This is a genomic window from Sutcliffiella sp. FSL R7-0096, from assembly GCF_038595065.1.
In the GTDB taxonomy this organism is placed as follows: domain Bacteria; phylum Bacillota; class Bacilli; order Bacillales; family Bacillaceae_I; genus Sutcliffiella_A.
This window is the reverse complement of record NZ_CP152003.1, coordinates 98463-115924: the sequence shown is the minus strand read 5'-3', so window position 1 is coordinate 115924 and position 17462 is coordinate 98463. Positions and strand designations below refer to the sequence as shown.

Annotated in this window: 6 protein-coding genes, 9 tRNA genes and 5 rRNA genes; all 20 read right to left on the bottom strand. The window is 48.7% G+C overall.

The features are described from left to right. Positions 1-25: 25 nt before the first annotated feature. A complete protein-coding gene (gene disA, locus MKY77_RS00595) occupies positions 26-1099 on the bottom strand; it encodes a DNA integrity scanning diadenylate cyclase DisA (protein ID WP_237665326.1) in 1074 nt (357 codons plus the stop codon). 2 nt (positions 1100-1101) lie between these two features. Beyond that, the gene (radA, locus tag MKY77_RS00590) at positions 1102-2478 is read right to left on the bottom strand and encodes a DNA repair protein RadA (protein WP_237665327.1); all 1377 of its coding nucleotides are present in this window, start codon (positions 2476-2478) and stop codon (positions 1102-1104) included. A gap of 194 nt (positions 2479-2672) precedes the next feature. Next, positions 2673-5111 (bottom strand): ATP-dependent protease ATP-binding subunit ClpC, encoded by a 2439-nt coding sequence (clpC, locus tag MKY77_RS00585; RefSeq protein ID WP_339148328.1) that lies wholly within the window; start codon positions 5109-5111, stop codon positions 2673-2675. A 22-nt stretch (positions 5112-5133) separates the two neighbouring features. Next, complete coding sequence (locus tag MKY77_RS00580) at positions 5134-6198, bottom strand: protein arginine kinase (RefSeq protein ID WP_339148327.1); 1065 nt, start codon at positions 6196-6198, stop codon at positions 5134-5136. After that, positions 6199-6747 (bottom strand): UvrB/UvrC motif-containing protein, encoded by a 549-nt coding sequence (locus MKY77_RS00575; protein WP_339148326.1) that lies wholly within the window; start codon positions 6745-6747, stop codon positions 6199-6201. Positions 6748-6758: 11 nt separating this feature from the next. Continuing rightward, positions 6759-7220, bottom strand: a complete 462-nt coding sequence (locus tag MKY77_RS00570) for a CtsR family transcriptional regulator (RefSeq protein WP_339148325.1) — start codon at positions 7218-7220, stop codon at positions 6759-6761. Between the two features lie 1122 nt (positions 7221-8342). After that, positions 8343-8459: ribosomal RNA gene (gene rrf, locus MKY77_RS00565) — 5S ribosomal RNA — on the bottom strand. Between the two features lie 82 nt (positions 8460-8541). Beyond that, positions 8542-11473, bottom strand: a 23S ribosomal RNA gene (locus tag MKY77_RS00560). Between the two features lie 202 nt (positions 11474-11675). Then, a 16S ribosomal RNA gene (locus MKY77_RS00555) occupies positions 11676-13227 on the bottom strand. Positions 13228-13356: 129 nt separating this feature from the next. After that, positions 13357-13432: transfer RNA gene (locus tag MKY77_RS00550), tRNA-Ala, on the bottom strand. A gap of 19 nt (positions 13433-13451) precedes the next feature. After that, a tRNA-Pro gene (locus MKY77_RS00545) sits at positions 13452-13528 on the bottom strand. Positions 13529-13532: 4 nt separating this feature from the next. Then, positions 13533-13609 (bottom strand) — tRNA-Arg (locus MKY77_RS00540). A gap of 37 nt (positions 13610-13646) precedes the next feature. Then, a tRNA-Leu gene (locus MKY77_RS00535) sits at positions 13647-13735 on the bottom strand. An 8-nt stretch (positions 13736-13743) separates the two neighbouring features. Then, positions 13744-13818, bottom strand: a tRNA-Gly gene (locus MKY77_RS00530). 16 nt (positions 13819-13834) lie between these two features. Next, a tRNA-Leu gene (locus MKY77_RS00525) sits at positions 13835-13915 on the bottom strand. Positions 13916-13923: 8 nt separating this feature from the next. Further along, a tRNA-Lys gene (locus tag MKY77_RS00520) sits at positions 13924-13999 on the bottom strand. A 64-nt stretch (positions 14000-14063) separates the two neighbouring features. Continuing rightward, positions 14064-14139 (bottom strand) — tRNA-Thr (locus MKY77_RS00515). 66 nt (positions 14140-14205) lie between these two features. Further along, positions 14206-14281: transfer RNA gene (locus MKY77_RS00510), tRNA-Val, on the bottom strand. An 8-nt stretch (positions 14282-14289) separates the two neighbouring features. Continuing rightward, a 5S ribosomal RNA gene (rrf, locus tag MKY77_RS00505) occupies positions 14290-14406 on the bottom strand. 82 nt (positions 14407-14488) lie between these two features. Next, positions 14489-17420 (bottom strand): 23S ribosomal RNA (locus tag MKY77_RS00500). Together the 16S, 23S and 5S rRNA genes with 9 tRNA genes alongside form the textbook arrangement of a ribosomal RNA operon. Positions 17421-17462 lie beyond the last annotated feature (42 nt).

Below are 17462 nucleotides of genomic sequence, written 5' to 3'. Positions count from 1 at the left end.
TTCAAGATTTTCAAAGCTCTCCGTCCTACATTTGACGGTCGATAAGAAGCTGATCCTGTATCCGCTTCAGCCCCTCTTTTATCTTTCTTGCCCGGACTTCGCCGATGCCATCTACATCATCTAGTTCTTCCACTGTCGCGACGATGATATGCTTCAGGTTTTGAAAACGGCAGACAAGGTTTTCTATGACGAGCGGGGGAAGTCTAGGAATCTTATGCAGGACTCTGTACCCTCTTGGAAGGACGATTTCATCCGGATTCATAAAACCAGAATATCCTAACATTTTTAAAATGACGGCATCATCCAATAAGTCCGTATTGGCCAATTCCTGCAATCTTCTTAAGATCATGAATGCATCCATGTCTTTATCCACGCAATAATCCTTGATAAGAAGGATTGCCTCTTCTTCAATATGAGCAAGAAGTTCCGTCATTTGAAGGCGAATGAGTCTCCCTTCCGTGCCTAGCTCATTGATATAGCTTAGAATCTCATTTTTGATACGAAGTACCATTTCAATACGGTGGATAACCTGTAATAGTTCCGATAAGGATACTTGTTCCTCAAATTCCAATGCTCCAAGGTTGGTGATCCCCTGGTCCAGCACGGATTTATATTTTTCAAGTGTCTGGATCGCCTGATTGGCTTTGGTGAAAATAACTCCGATATCCCTTAACGCATAGCGGAAATCCCCTTTGTACAAGGTGATGACATTACGCCGCTGGGAGATGGCGATGACAAGACAGCCGGTCTGCTTGGCCACACGTTCCGCTGTACGGTGCCTCATACCGGTTTCAGTGGAAATGATGGTGGAGTTAGGTGTCAATTGGGCGTTGGCATATAGTATTTTCGTGCCTTTTTCGTTGAGTATAATGGCACCGTCCATTTTTGCCAATTCATATACATAGGCAGGACTGAAGGGACAGTTGATGGAAAAGCCTCCGTCCACCATTTCTTTCACTTTATCATTGAAACCCACTACAACCAGTCCACCCGTCTGGGAGCGGAGAATGTTGTTGATTCCCTCCCTGATGGGTGTCCCTGGTGCAATAAACTGTAACGTATCTGCCATGATTTTTTCTTTCTGCCGTTGTTCTTCCATCTCTATCCCCCTAGAGTATATTGAAGAGCCTGCTCGATGGTGTTAACACCGATGACATTGACCTCTTTCGGAACGGTCCATCCCCCAAGGTTTTTCGCTGGGATGATCACCCGTTTGAACCCAAGTTTTGCTGCTTCTTGCACGCGCTGTTCAATTCGGGAAACCCGTCTGATCTCACCTGTCAATCCTACTTCGCCGATCACCACATCCGTCGGTTCAGACGTTTGGTTTCGGAAGCTGGAAGCTATGCTCACGGCTACTGCTAAATCGATAGCCGGTTCGTCGAGTTTAACCCCGCCGGCAACTTTCAGGTAAGCGTCCTGATTCTGTAACAAGAGGCCCACCCTCTTTTCGAGCACGGCCATGATGAGGGAGACCCTGTTATGGTCAATTCCTGTTGCCATCCTACGCGGATTACCGTAACCTGTCGGTGAAATGAGTGCCTGAATTTCCACCAATACCGGGCGCGTCCCTTCCATGGATGCCACTACAGTAGAGCCTGCAGCTCCTTTGGAACGTTCTTCAAGAAAGATTTCAGAAGGGTTCTTCACTTCTGTCAGTCCTTCTTCCTTCATTTCAAAAATACCTATTTCGTTGGTGGAACCGAATCTATTTTTTACAGACCGCAATATGCGATATGTATGGTGCCGTTCTCCTTCAAAATATAGCACAGTATCCACCATGTGCTCCAGTAATCGTGGGCCGGCGATGGATCCTTCCTTGGTCACGTGTCCTACGATGAAAACAGCGATGTTCTTCGTTTTCGCAATACGCATCAACTCCGCGGTACACTCCCTGACCTGGGACACGCTTCCCGGCGCTGAAGTGACTGCCGGATGATAAACGGTCTGGATGGAATCGACAACCAGCAGGGTAGGCTGAATGTCATCTACCGCTTTTGCCACCAGTTCGAAATCCGTTTCGGATAATACAAACAGCTCTTCTGCCTGCACGCCTAAGCGATCTGCACGCAGCTTCGTCTGTTGAACAGACTCTTCCCCGGATATGTATAGGACACGGTGTTTCTTCATAGCCAACTGAGAGCACACCTGCAGCAATAAAGTCGATTTCCCGATCCCCGGGTCTCCTCCGATAAGAACAAGCGAACCTTGGACCAATCCGCCTCCAAGCACCCTGTTGCACTCCTCCATATCGGTGTAGATCCTTGACTGCTTTATATTTTCCACTTTAGTAATGGATTCCGCTTTCCTTGCCAGTGTGGAGGAAGATGTCGTAAAGCCTCCGCGCCTTGGAGTCCTGGACTCCTCAAGCTCCTCGACCATCGTATTCCATGCATGGCATCCCGGGCATTTCCCCATCCACTTAGGAGACTCATACCCGCATTCCTTACACATAAACTTTGTCTTACGCTTTGCCATCCAAAAATCCTCTCTATGTTAACAATAATCTTTATGAAAAGAGCATAATAAAAATACCATTGTTTTCCTTCTTTTATGATACCTTATTTCACATTATTTACGCTAATTTAAACCATTGGATAATACAAGAAAGGAGGAAAGCTCCAATTAAAGAGCTGCCCTCCGCTTCTATTCTCAACCATCGACTATCATGCTTATTTCACTTTTTCCACACCACGAACCACAAATTCCCCGTCTACTACATCCAAGGAGATTTTCTTACCTTTCTCAATATTGCCTCTTAGCAGCTCTTCGGAAAGTTTATCCTCCACATGCTTCTGGATGGCACGACGCAACGGTCTTGCCCCGTACTCTGGATCGTACCCTTCTTCGGAAATCTTTTCTTTTGCTGCATCTGTCAGCTCCAGATCAATATCCTGTTCTTTCAGACGCTTCGTCAGCTGCTCAGATAGCAATGTAACGATCTCTTTCAAGTGTGTTTTCTCCAAGGAGTGGAAGACGATCATTTCATCGACACGATTCAGGAACTCCGGACGGAACGCTTTTTTCAGCTCATCCATCACTTTCCCTTTCATGTCTTTATAGTTCTGGTTCTCATCTTGTACGTTAAAGCCTACATACTTGTTACGCTTCAAGGCATCCGCCCCTACGTTGGATGTCATGATGACAAGCGTGTTCCGGAAGTCGACTGTACGACCCTTCGAATCTGTCAGACGGCCATCCTCTAACACTTGCAATAGTATATTGAACACATCAGGATGTGCTTTTTCAATTTCATCCAATAGGATGACAGAGTACGGCTTACGGCGTACCTTCTCCGTCAATTGGCCACCTTCATCATAGCCTACATATCCTGGAGGGGAACCTACAAGACGGGAAGTCGAATGCTTCTCCATGTATTCGGACATATCGATACGGATCATCGCATCCTCGTCACCAAAGATGGATTCTGCCAAGGCTCTAGCAAGTTCGGTTTTCCCGACCCCTGTCGGCCCAAGGAATATGAAGGAACCGATTGGGCGTTTTGGATCTTTCAACCCTGCACGTGCACGGCGAACGGCTTTGGATACCGCCTTAACCGCCTCATCCTGGCCGATGACACGGGAATGCAATAGAGATTCCATGTTCAACAGTTTATCGGTTTCCGTTTGCGCAAGCTTCGATACCGGAATCCCAGTCCAGCTGGACACGACCATCGCAATATCCTCCACTGTCACCTCGGAATTCTCTTGTCCCTGCTTTTCTTTCCATGTTTTCTTCGTTTCTTCTAATTGTTCACGAAGACGCTGCTCTGTATCTCTTAATGATGCTGCCTTTTCAAACTCTTGGCTTTGTACAGCCGCATCCTTTTCGTTGCGGACAGACTCAAGCTTTACCTCTAACTCTTTTAAGTTCGGAGGTGTCGTAAAAGAACGAAGTCGTACTTTTGATCCGGCTTCATCAATTAAGTCGATTGCTTTATCCGGAAGGAAGCGGTCACTGATGTAGCGGTCGGAAAGCTTAACCGCCTGCTCGATCGCCTCATCGGTAATGGATACGCGATGATGAGCTTCATAACGGTCACGAAGACCCGTCAGAATCTGAATGGATTCCGCCGTTGTCGGCTCATCCACCTGGATTGGCTGGAAACGGCGTTCTAGTGCTGCGTCTTTTTCAATATATTTTCGGTACTCATCCAATGTTGTCGCACCGATACATTGTAACTCCCCACGAGCCAAGGATGGTTTCAGGATATTGGATGCATCGATCGCACCTTCTGCCCCACCCGCACCGATCAACGTGTGCAGCTCGTCAATGAACAGGATGATGTTGCCCGCTTGGCGAATCTCATCCATTACTTTCTTTAAACGGTCCTCAAACTCACCGCGGTATTTGGTCCCTGCTACCACCGTCCCCATATCCAAGGTCATAACCCGCTTGTCACGGAGGATTTCCGGTACTTCATTGTTCACAATTTGCTGTGCAAGTCCTTCCGCGATAGCGGTTTTACCGACCCCAGGCTCCCCGATCAGCACTGGGTTATTTTTCGTTCTACGGCTCAGTACTTCAATGACACGTTGGATTTCCTTGCTTCGTCCGATAACAGGATCCAAGCTTCCTTCGCGAGCAACTGCTGTAAGATCCCTTGCAAGACTATCAAGCGTAGGCGTATTTACATTGGCAGACGCTCCTCCTTGATGCCCTCCTGAAGATTCATTGCTTCCAAGCAGCTGTAACACTTGTTGACGCGCTTTGTTCAAGCTTACACCCAAGTTGTTCAGAACACGTGCCGCCACGCCTTCCCCCTCGCGGATAAGACCAAGCAAGACATGCTCCGTTCCCACATAGGAGTGTCCCAGTTTACGTGCTTCGTCCATGGAAAGCTCAATCACTTTCTTCGCTCTTGGAGTGTAGTGAGGAATGGACTGTCCACTGTCCTGCCCTCTGCCAATCAGGTTCTCCACTTCCTTCTGGATCTTCTCAGGTCCTAAACCAAGGGCGATCAGCGCTTTTGCGGCAATGCCCTCCCCTTCCCTTACCAATCCAAGCAGGATATGCTCCGTCCCAATATTATTATGGCTTAGGCGCAATGCCTCTTCTTGTGCTAATGCTAATACTTTTTGTGCTCTTTCCGTAAATCGACCAAACATCATATCTAATCGCCTCCCGAATAATTTATCTCTTTAATCGCATTCTTTCCCGAATTAAGCTCGCCCTGCGAACATCTCTTTCATTTGGCTTTAATGGTCCCCCAGCATACTGCTGCAGGAACCCTGGTTGGGTCAATATCATTAATTCATTCAAAATTGATCTGGAAATGTCGGTGATATACCCTAAATCGATACCGAGCCGGACATTTGACAAACATTTTGCCGCCTCTTTCGTTTCCATGACCCGGCTATGCGCCAGCAACCCGTATGAGCGAAAAACCCTATCTTCTAATTGTATGTTCGAAGTTTTAACTAATGCTTCCCGGGCAGATCGCTCCTGCGTAATTAGTTGTTGCACGACACTCATAAGGTCTTGGACAATATCCTCTTCCGACTTTCCTAGTGTCATCTGGTTGGAAATCTGAAAGATGTTCCCTAAAGCTTCGCTGCCTTCCCCGTAAATTCCTCTAACAACCAATCCCAATTGATTAATCGCCGGGACAATCCTGTTCATCTGCTGGGTCAGCACCAATGCTGGAAGGTGCATCATGACCGAAGCCCGTAGCCCCGTACCCACATTTGTCGGGCAGCTGGTTAAGTATCCTCGTTTTTCATCAAACGCATAATCGATCTTCTCTTCTATCCAATCATCCAATGAATTGGCCACCTGCAATGCTTCATTCAGCTGCAGTCCGGGAAACAAACATTGAATCCTTATATGGTCCTCCTCATTTATCATAATGCTCACTTCTTCATTAGGTGATAACAAACATGCACCAAATGCCGAATCCTCCGCCAGTTGTGGACTGATCAGGTGCTTTTCTACCAGCACCCGCTTCTCTAGCGCATTTAATTCCTCCATAAGAAGGAACTCCAGATCCCCAAGATCCTGAAACGCTTTTTCTCCAAAATGCTGTTTCATTACATCGACAATCTTTTGCGCTTCCTCATTGCTCGCCACTGTTGGGAACTGCATATTCTCCAGATTCCTCGCCAGCCTTACCCGGCTGCTCAAGACGATATCTGAGTCGGGGCCCTCCTGATTCATCCAAGAACTGACTGCATTATTCAAAAAGTGTTCAAGAGACATCTACTGCTCCCCCTCTCTTTTTTCACTCAGTTGCCTTTCCAACTCTCTGATTCTATCTCTAGTATTCGCCGCGCTTTCAAATTCTTCCTGTCTGATAAGCTCCTGTAATTCCTCTTTCAGGGAATCAATCTCTTTTCGCACATGCATGCTGCCACCGATTCTTTTCGGAATCTTACCGGCGTGCACGGTATTTCCACTGTGCAATCTTTTTAATATAGGCTGCATCTTATCGGAAAACGTATGATAACATTCGGAACAGCCAAACCGGCCAATCTTCGTAAACTGTGTAAATGTCATCTTACAACGCTCACACTGCAGCACTTTCTTAGGCTCGAGCTCCTCCTGTTTTGGATTAGGAATCGCCTGTTCCGTATTCAACAGCCCGGCAATTAAATTATTTATGGAAAAACCAGAGCCACCAGTAAACATCGACATGCTTCCCTTTTCCTGTGCACACTGCTCACATATGTGGATTTCGGATTTTTCCCCATTAATGATTTTCGTAAAATGAAGAGCGGCTGGGCGCTCATTACATTCCTGACATACCATTTATATCCCCCCTACCGATACTTCAGAGTGGTCAGCATTGCTGTCAACATCCTCGCCCGCAATTCATCTCTTTCAGGCAACCCTAAATACAAAACGGATCGATCCATCACACTTACCATTATCTTCGCTTCCCGGGCGGAAATAACCTTCTCTTCCACCAGGCGATAGATAACATCCTCCGCACTTGCCTGTGAAACCCTCACATCTATTAACTCCATGATCTGGTCGATTAGTTGCAAATGATCATGCGGCTTAATCTTGATAATCCGGATATAACCACCGCCCCCACGCTTGCTTTCCACCAAATATCCTCGCTCGATCGTAAATCTCGTATTTATCACATAATTGATCTGAGAAGGCACACATTCAAACTTATCAGCAATCTCACTTCTTTTTATCTCCGCAGAATTCTCCCTGCTCCGTTCCAATACTTGTTTCAAGTATTGTTCAATGACATCAGATATGTTTCTCATGCTATCCTCCTATCTGACCTTGACTATCTTTGACTATATGTAAAATATATAAGACCTTGAAAAAAATTTCAATAGATAACCTTTCGCTAAAAACTGTCATCCTTTACGATTCATAGTAGGTTGATCTTCTATTTATGTAGAAATTAAATGTAGAAGAAGCAGTAGCGGGAGAAGTACCAGAGCATCTTGCAAAACTCTCCCTCTCAAACAGAATTCCACTTTTGTAATGTCTCTAAACGTCAATTGGTCAAAATTGTTCAAAAGAATTGGGTATGGTAGCTGGCTGGAGAGAGATAGGTAATCAGTTAAAGCGATGGATACCTTTTCAATGGGGGAAATCTTAGGAAGAGTGTCTTCTTGATGCTGATGATGACATTCTCGACGGAAAATTTGCCGCCAGATTGTCTTTCTAGCCCTGATAATGACAATCTCTACAGAAAATTCACCGCCAGATTGTCTTTATAGCTCTGATGATGACAATCTCAATGGAAAATTCACCGCCAGATTGTCTTTATAGCTCTAATGATGACAATCTCAACAGAAAGTTTGCCGCCAGATTGTCTTTATAGCTCTGATAATGACAATCTCTACAGAAAATTTCACGCCAGATTGTCCTTATATCTTTGATGATGACAATCTCAACAGAAAGTTTGCCGCCAGATTGTCCTTATATCTTTGATGATGACAATCTCTACAGAAAGTTTGCCGCCAGATTGTCTTTATAGCTCTGTTGATGACAATCTCTACAGAAAATTTGCCGCCAGATTGTCTTTATAGCTCTGATGATGACAATCTCTACAGAAAATTCATCGCCAGATTGTCTTTATAGCTCTGATAATGACAATCTCTACAGAAAATTCCACGCCAGATTGTCCTTATAACTCTGATAAAGTGCTTAATCACTCTAAATCTTTGCTTTCAATCCAGCCAGCTTGGATTTTATCAATCAACTTTTCCGTGTTAGAAACCAAGTCACCTTATTTAAACCCCATTCGACACCAACTGATAAAAAACCACTAGTCCAAAATCACCTATACTCTCTCCCTCTCGCTCCTCCTCATCCCCCAAAAAACACAAAAAAACCAGCGCCTAATTTAATAAGCACTGGTTTCCCTTAAATTTGCCTGGCAACGTCCTACTCTCACAGGGGGAGATCCCCCAACTACCATCGGCGCTGAAGAGCTTAACTTCCGTGTTCGGTATGGGAACGGGTGTGGCCTCTTCGCCATCATTACCAGACATATTCAGTTGAAGGTTGAACCTTCAAAACTAGATAATGTGTTCGTATCAAGAATTCATATCGTTCACTTATTTCAATTGTTGGGTTAAGTCCTCGATCGATTAGTATTCGTCAGCTCCACATGTCGCCATGCTTCCACCTCGAACCTATCTACCTGATCATCTTTCAGGGATCTTACTTACCGAAGTAAAAGGAAATCTCATCTTGAGGGGGGCTTCATGCTTAGATGCTTTCAGCACTTATCCCGTCCGCACGTAGCTACCCAGCTATGCCTTTGGCAAGACAACTGGTACACCAGCGGTGCGTCCATCCCGGTCCTCTCGTACTAAGGACAGCTCCTCTCAAATTTCCTGCGCCCACGACGGATAGGGACCGAACTGTCTCACGACGTTCTGAACCCAGCTCGCGTACCGCTTTAATGGGCGAACAGCCCAACCCTTGGGACCGACTACAGCCCCAGGATGCGATGAGCCGACATCGAGGTGCCAAACCTCCCCGTCGATGTGGACTCTTGGGGGAGATAAGCCTGTTATCCCCGGGGTAGCTTTTATCCGTTGAGCGATGGCCCTTCCATGCGGAACCACCGGATCACTAAGCCCGACTTTCGTCCCTGCTCGACTTGTAGGTCTCGCAGTCAAGCTCCCTTGTGCCTTTACACTCTGCGAATGATTTCCAACCATTCTGAGGGAACCTTTGGGCGCCTCCGTTACTCTTTAGGAGGCGACCGCCCCAGTCAAACTGCCCACCTGACACTGTCTCCCAGCCCGATAAGGGCTGCGGGTTAGAATTTCAATACAGCCAGGGTAGTATCCCACCGACGCCTCCACCGAAGCTAGCGCTCCGGCTTCTCAGGCTCCTACCTATCCTGTACAAGCTGTACCAAAATTCAATATCAGGCTACAGTAAAGCTCCACGGGGTCTTTCCGTCCTGTCGCGGGTAACCTGCATCTTCACAGGTACTATAATTTCACCGAGTCTCTGGTTGAGACAGTGCCCAGATCGTTACGCCTTTCGTGCGGGTCGGAACTTACCCGACAAGGAATTTCGCTACCTTAGGACCGTTATAGTTACGGCCGCCGTTTACTGGGGCTTCGGTTCAAAGCTTCGCTTGCGCTAACCTCTCCCCTTAACCTTCCAGCACCGGGCAGGCGTCAGCCCCTATACTTCGCCTTACGGCTTCGCAGAGACCTGTGTTTTTGCTAAACAGTCGCCTGGGCCTATTCACTGCGGCTCTCTCGGGCTTTAACACCCTAACAGAGCACCCCTTCTCCCGAAGTTACGGGGTCATTTTGCCGAGTTCCTTAACCAGAGTTCTCTCGCTCACCTTAGGATTCTCTCCTCGCCTACCTGTGTCGGTTTGCGGTACGGGCACCATACTCCTCGCTAGAGGCTTTTCTTGGCAGTGTGAAATCAGGAACTTCGGTACTATATTTCCCTCGCTATCACAGCTCAGCCTTAATGAGAAGCGGATTTGCCTACTTCTCAGCCTTGCTGCTTAGACGCGCATATCCAACAGCGCGCTTACCCTATCCTTCTGCGTCCCCCCATTGCTCAAACGGAGTGGAGGTGGTACAGGAATATCAACCTGTTATCCATCGCCTACGCCTTTCGGCCTCGGCTTAGGTCCCGACTAACCCTGAGCGGACGAGCCTTCCTCAGGAAACCTTAGGCATTCGGTGGAAGGGATTCTCACCCTTCTTTCGCTACTCATACCGGCATTCTCACTTCTAAGCGCTCCACCAGTCCTTACGGTCTAGCTTCAACGCCCTTAGAACGCTCTCCTACCACTGTTCGTAAGAACAGTCCGCAGCTTCGGTGATACGTTTAGCCCCGGTACATTTTCGGCGCAGAGTCACTCGACCAGTGAGCTATTACGCACTCTTTAAATGGTGGCTGCTTCTAAGCCAACATCCTGGTTGTCTAAGCAACTCCACATCCTTTTCCACTTAACGTATACTTGGGGACCTTAGCTGGCGGTCTGGGCTGTTTCCCTCTTGACTACGGATCTTATCACTCGCAGTCTGACTCCCATGGATAAGTCTTTGGCATTCGGAGTTTGACTGAATTCGGTAATCCGATGAGGACCCCTAGTCCAATCAGTGCTCTACCTCCAAGACTCTAACACATGAGGCTAGCCCTAAAGCTATTTCGGAGAGAACCAGCTATCTCCAGGTTCGATTGGCATTTCACCCCTACCCACACCTCATCCGCTCACTTTTCAACGTGAGTCGGTTCGGGCCTCCATTCAGTGTTACCTGAACTTCACCCTGGACATGGGTAGATCACCTGGTTTCGGGTCTACGACCACGTACTCATTCGCCCTATTCAGACTCGCTTTCGCTACGGCTCCGTCTCTTCGACTTAACCTTGCACGGGATCGTAACTCGCCGGTTCATTCTACAAAAGGCACGCTATCACCCATTAACGGGCTCTAACTACTTGTAGGCACACGGTTTCAGGATCTATTTCACTCCCCTTCCGGGGTGCTTTTCACCTTTCCCTCACGGTACTGGTTCACTATCGGTCACTAGGGAGTATTTAGCCTTGGGAGATGGTCCTCCCTGCTTCCGACGGGATTTCTCGTGTCCCGCCGTACTCAGGATCCACTCAGGAGGGAACGAAGTTTCAACTACAGGGTTTTTACCTTCTATGACGGACCTTTCCAGATCGCTTCATTTACCCCGTTCCTTTGTAACTCCATGTTGAGTGTCCTACAACCCCAAGAGGCAAGCCTCTTGGTTTGGGCTAATTCCGTTTCGCTCGCCGCTACTCAGGAAATCGCGTTTGCTTTCTCTTCCTCCGGGTACTAAGATGTTTCAGTTCCCCGGGTCTGCCTTCATTACCCTATGTATTCAGGTAAAGATACTGCTCCATTACGAGCAGTGGGTTTCCCCATTCGGAAATCTCCGGATCAAAGCTTACTTACAGCTCCCCGAAGCATATCGGTGTTAGTCCCGTCCTTCATCGGCTCCTAGTGCCAAGGCATCCACCGTGCGCCCTTAATAACTTAACCGTCGACCAAAATTGGTCATGTGTCGATATCAGCGATGATATCTATAAAGAAAATTACTAAGATGAACGATATTTTGTGAATATCTTGATATTAGTTACATTATCTAGTTTTCAAGGAACAACTATGACAATTCGTAAGAATTGCCTATTTAGAGAGAATGCTCTCTCAAAACTAAACAAAACAACAAGCGTACATTCCTTAGAAAGGAGGTGATCCAGCCGCACCTTCCGATACGGCTACCTTGTTACGACTTCACCCCAATCATCTGTCCCACCTTAGGCGGCTGGCTCCAAAAGGTTACCCCACCGACTTCGGGTGTTACAAACTCTCGTGGTGTGACGGGCGGTGTGTACAAGGCCCGGGAACGTATTCACCGCGGCATGCTGATCCGCGATTACTAGCGATTCCGGCTTCATGCAGGCGAGTTGCAGCCTGCAATCCGAACTGAGAACGGTTTTATGGGATTGGCTCGACCTCGCGGTTTTGCTGCCCTTTGTACCGTCCATTGTAGCACGTGTGTAGCCCAGGTCATAAGGGGCATGATGATTTGACGTCATCCCCACCTTCCTCCGGTTTGTCACCGGCAGTCACCTTAGAGTGCCCAACTGAATGCTGGCAACTAAGATCAAGGGTTGCGCTCGTTGCGGGACTTAACCCAACATCTCACGACACGAGCTGACGACAACCATGCACCACCTGTCACTCTGTCCCCCGAAGGGGAACGTCCTATCTCTAGGAGTGTCAGAGGATGTCAAGACCTGGTAAGGTTCTTCGCGTTGCTTCGAATTAAACCACATGCTCCACCGCTTGTGCGGGCCCCCGTCAATTCCTTTGAGTTTCAGTCTTGCGACCGTACTCCCCAGGCGGAGTGCTTAATGCGTTAGCTGCAGCACTAAAGGGCGGAAACCCTCTAACACTTAGCACTCATCGTTTACGGCGTGGACTACCAGGGTATCTAATCCTGTTTGCTCCCCACGCTTTCGCGCCTCAGTGTCAGTTACAGACCAGAAAGTCGCCTTCGCCACTGGTGTTCCTCCAAATCTCTACGCATTTCACCGCTACACTTGGAATTCCACTTTCCTCTTCTGCACTCAAGTCCCCCAGTTTCCAATGACCCTCCACGGTTGAGCCGTGGGCTTTCACATCAGACTTAAAGGACCACCTGCGCGCGCTTTACGCCCAATAATTCCGGACAACGCTTGCCACCTACGTATTACCGCGGCTGCTGGCACGTAGTTAGCCGTGGCTTTCTGGTTAGGTACCGTCAAGGTGCGAGCAGTTACTCTCGCACTTGTTCTTCCCTAACAACAGAGCTTTACGACCCGAAGGCCTTCATCGCTCACGCGGCGTTGCTCCATCAGACTTTCGTCCATTGTGGAAGATTCCCTACTGCTGCCTCCCGTAGGAGTCTGGGCCGTGTCTCAGTCCCAGTGTGGCCGATCACCCTCTCAGGTCGGCTACGCATCGTCGCCTTGGTGAGCCGTTACCTCACCAACTAGCTAATGCGCCGCGGGCCCATCTGTAAGTGATAGCCGAAACCATCTTTCAATAAAGAACCAGGAGGTTCCTTATATTATCCGGTATTAGCTCCGGTTTCCCGAAGTTATCCCAGTCTTACAGGCAGGTTGCCCACGTGTTACTCACCCGTCCGCCGCTGACCTTTCAAAAGCAAGCTTTTAAAAGGTCCGCTCGACTTGCATGTATTAGGCACGCCGCCAGCGTTCGTCCTGAGCCAGGATCAAACTCTCCAATAAAGAGTCTGAGCTTTTGCTCAAAATTTGCTAGCTTGTGTTACTTAAATCATTTTGTTAATCCCGTAGGATTAACGTTATGACGCTGTTGTTTTGTTTAGTTTTCAAAGATCATTTACTCGAAAGTTCTGTTGGTGGAGCCTAGCGGGATCGAACCGCTGACCTCCTGCGTGCAAAGCAGGCGCTCTCCCAGCTGAGCTAAGGCCCCATTGTATAAAGTTTCCTGCTGGTCGGGAAGACAGGATTTGAACCTGCGACCCCTTGGTCCCAAACCAAGTGCTCTACCAAGCTGAGCTACTCCCCGATAATGGCGCGCCCGAGAGGACTCGAACCCCTAACCTTTTGATCCGTAGTCAAACGCTCTATCCAATTGAGCTACGGGCGCTTATAAATGAAAGTCATTTTACTGCTGTAAAAAAATCTGGTGCCGAGGACCGGAATCGAACCGGTACGGTAGTCACCTACCGCAGGATTTTAAGTCCTGTGCGTCTGCCAGTTCCGCCACCCCGGCAAATCTGTTGGAGCGGAAGACGGGATTCGAACCCGCGACCCCCACCTTGGCAAGGTGGTGTTCTACCACTGAACTACTTCCGCTAATATAAAATTACAATGCGGGTGAAGGGACTCGAACCCCCACGTCAAAGACACTAGATCCTAAGTCTAGCGCGTCTGCCAATTCCGCCACACCCGCAAGATAAATGGTGTGCCATGAAGGACTCGAACCTTCGACCCTCTGATTAAAAGTCAGATGCTCTACCGACTGAGCTAATGGCACGCAATAAAAGTGGTTTTATGCAATTCAGTTGACCATAACTTCGTTATGTCTATGTTAAGGAAAATGGTGCCGGCGATAGGAGTCGAACCCACGACCTACTGATTACAAGTCAGTTGCTCTACCAACTGAGCTACACCGGCATATTAGGGATGATTATTTTCACTAACGTGAAAAAATCTAATTATTTTCACTAGTGTGAAAAAATATGGTGGAGGATGACGGGATCGAACCGCCGACCCCCTGCTTGTAAGGCAGGTGCTCTCCCAGCTGAGCTAATCCTCCATATATCTGCCTGGCAACGTCCTACTCTCACAGGGGGAGATCCCCCAACTACCATCGGCGCTGAAGAGCTTAACTTCCGTGTTCGGTATGGGAACGGGTGTGGCCTCTTCGCCATCATTACCAGACATATTCAGTTGAAGGTTGAACCTTCAAAACTAGATAATGTGTTCGTATCAAGAATTCATATCGTTCACTTATTTCAATTGTTGGGTTAAGTCCTCGATCGATTAGTATTCGTCAGCTCCACATGTCGCCATGCTTCCACCTCGAACCTATCTACCTGATCATCTTTCAGGGATCTTACTTACCGAAGTAAAAGGAAATCTCATCTTGAGGGGGGCTTCATGCTTAGATGCTTTCAGCACTTATCCCGTCCGCACGTAGCTACCCAGCTATGCCTTTGGCAAGACAACTGGTACACCAGCGGTGCGTCCATCCCGGTCCTCTCGTACTAAGGACAGCTCCTCTCAAATTTCCTGCGCCCACGACGGATAGGGACCGAACTGTCTCACGACGTTCTGAACCCAGCTCGCGTACCGCTTTAATGGGCGAACAGCCCAACCCTTGGGACCGACTACAGCCCCAGGATGCGATGAGCCGACATCGAGGTGCCAAACCTCCCCGTCGATGTGGACTCTTGGGGGAGATAAGCCTGTTATCCCCGGGGTAGCTTTTATCCGTTGAGCGATGGCCCTTCCATGCGGAACCACCGGATCACTAAGCCCGACTTTCGTCCCTGCTCGACTTGTAGGTCTCGCAGTCAAGCTCCCTTGTGCCTTTACACTCTGCGAATGATTTCCAACCATTCTGAGGGAACCTTTGGGCGCCTCCGTTACTCTTTAGGAGGCGACCGCCCCAGTCAAACTGCCCACCTGACACTGTCTCCCAGCCCGATAAGGGCTGCGGGTTAGAATTTCAATACAGCCAGGGTAGTATCCCACCGACGCCTCCACCGAAGCTAGCGCTCCGGCTTCTCAGGCTCCTACCTATCCTGTACAAGCTGTACCAAAATTCAATATCAGGCTACAGTAAAGCTCCACGGGGTCTTTCCGTCCTGTCGCGGGTAACCTGCATCTTCACAGGTACTATAATTTCACCGAGTCTCTGGTTGAGACAGTGCCCAGATCGTTACGCCTTTCGTGCGGGTCGGAACTTACCCGACAAGGAATTTCGCTACCTTAGGACCGTTATAGTTACGGCCGCCGTTTACTGGGGCTTCGGTTCAAAGCTTCGCTTGCGCTAACCTCTCCCCTTAACCTTCCAGCACCGGGCAGGCGTCAGCCCCTATACTTCGCCTTACGGCTTCGCAGAGACCTGTGTTTTTGCTAAACAGTCGCCTGGGCCTATTCACTGCGGCTCTCTCGGGCTTTAACACCCTAACAGAGCACCCCTTCTCCCGAAGTTACGGGGTCATTTTGCCGAGTTCCTTAACCAGAGTTCTCTCGCTCACCTTAGGATTCTCTCCTCGCCTACCTGTGTCGGTTTGCGGTACGGGCACCATACTCCTCGCTAGAGGCTTTTCTTGGCAGTGTGAAATCAGGAACTTCGGTACTATATTTCCCTCGCTATCACAGCTCAGCCTTAATGAGAAGCGGATTTGCCTACTTCTCAGCCTTGCTGCTTAGACGCGCATATCCAACAGCGCGCTTACCCTATCCTTCTGCGTCCCCCCATTGCTCAAACGGAGTGGAGGTGGTACAGGAATATCAACCTGTTATCCATCGCCTACGCCTTTCGGCCTCGGCTTAGGTCCCGACTAACCCTGAGCGGACGAGCCTTCCTCAGGAAACCTTAGGCATTCGGTGGAAGGGATTCTCACCCTTCTTTCGCTACTCATACCGGCATTCTCACTTCTAAGCGCTCCACCAGTCCTTACGGTCTAGCTTCAACGCCCTTAGAACGCTCTCCTACCACTGTTCGTAAGAACAGTCCGCAGCTTCGGTGATACGTTTAGCCCCGGTACATTTTCGGCGCAGAGTCACTCGACCAGTGAGCTATTACGCACTCTTTAAATGGTGGCTGCTTCTAAGCCAACATCCTGGTTGTCTAAGCAACTCCACATCCTTTTCCACTTAACGTATACTTGGGGACCTTAGCTGGCGGTCTGGGCTGTTTCCCTCTTGACTACGGATCTTATCACTCGCAGTCTGACTCCCATGGATAAGTCTTTGGCATTCGGAGTTTGACTGAATTCGGTAATCCGATGAGGACCCCTAGTCCAATCAGTGCTCTACCTCCAAGACTCTAACACATGAGGCTAGCCCTAAAGCTATTTCGGAGAGAACCAGCTATCTCCAGGTTCGATTGGCATTTCACCCCTACCCACACCTCATCCGCTCACTTTTCAACGTGAGTCGGTTCGGGCCTCCATTCAGTGTTACCTGAACTTCACCCTGGACATGGGTAGATCACCTGGTTTCGGGTCTACGACCACGTACTCATTCGCCCTATTCAGACTCGCTTTCGCTACGGCTCCGTCTCTTCGACTTAACCTTGCACGGGATCGTAACTCGCCGGTTCATTCTACAAAAGGCACGCTATCACCCATTAACGGGCTCTAACTACTTGTAGGCACACGGTTTCAGGATCTATTTCACTCCCCTTCCGGGGTGCTTTTCACCTTTCCCTCACGGTACTGGTTCACTATCGGTCACTAGGGAGTATTTAGCCTTGGGAGATGGTCCTCCCTGCTTCCGACGGGATTTCTCGTGTCCCGCCGTACTCAGGATCCACTCAGGAGGGAACGAAGTTTCAACTACAGGGTTTTTACCTTCTATGACGGACCTTTCCAGATCGCTTCATTTACCCCGTTCCTTTGTAACTCCATGTTGAGTGTCCTACAACCCCAAGAGGCAAGCCTCTTGGTTTGGGCTAATTCCGTTTCGCTCGCCGCTACTCAGGAAATCGCGTTTGCTTTCTCTTCCTCCGGGTACTAAGATGTTTCAGTTCCCCGGGTCTGCCTTCATTACCCTATGTATTCAGGTAAAGATACTGCTCCATTACGAGCAGTGGGTTTCCCCATTCGGAAATCTCCGGATCAAAGCTTACTTACAGCTCCCCGAAGCATATCGGTGTTAGTCCCGTCCTTCATCGGCTCCTAGTGCCAAGGCATCCACCGTGCGCCCTTAATAACTTAACCGTCGACCAAAATTGGTCATGTGTCGATATCAGCGATGATATC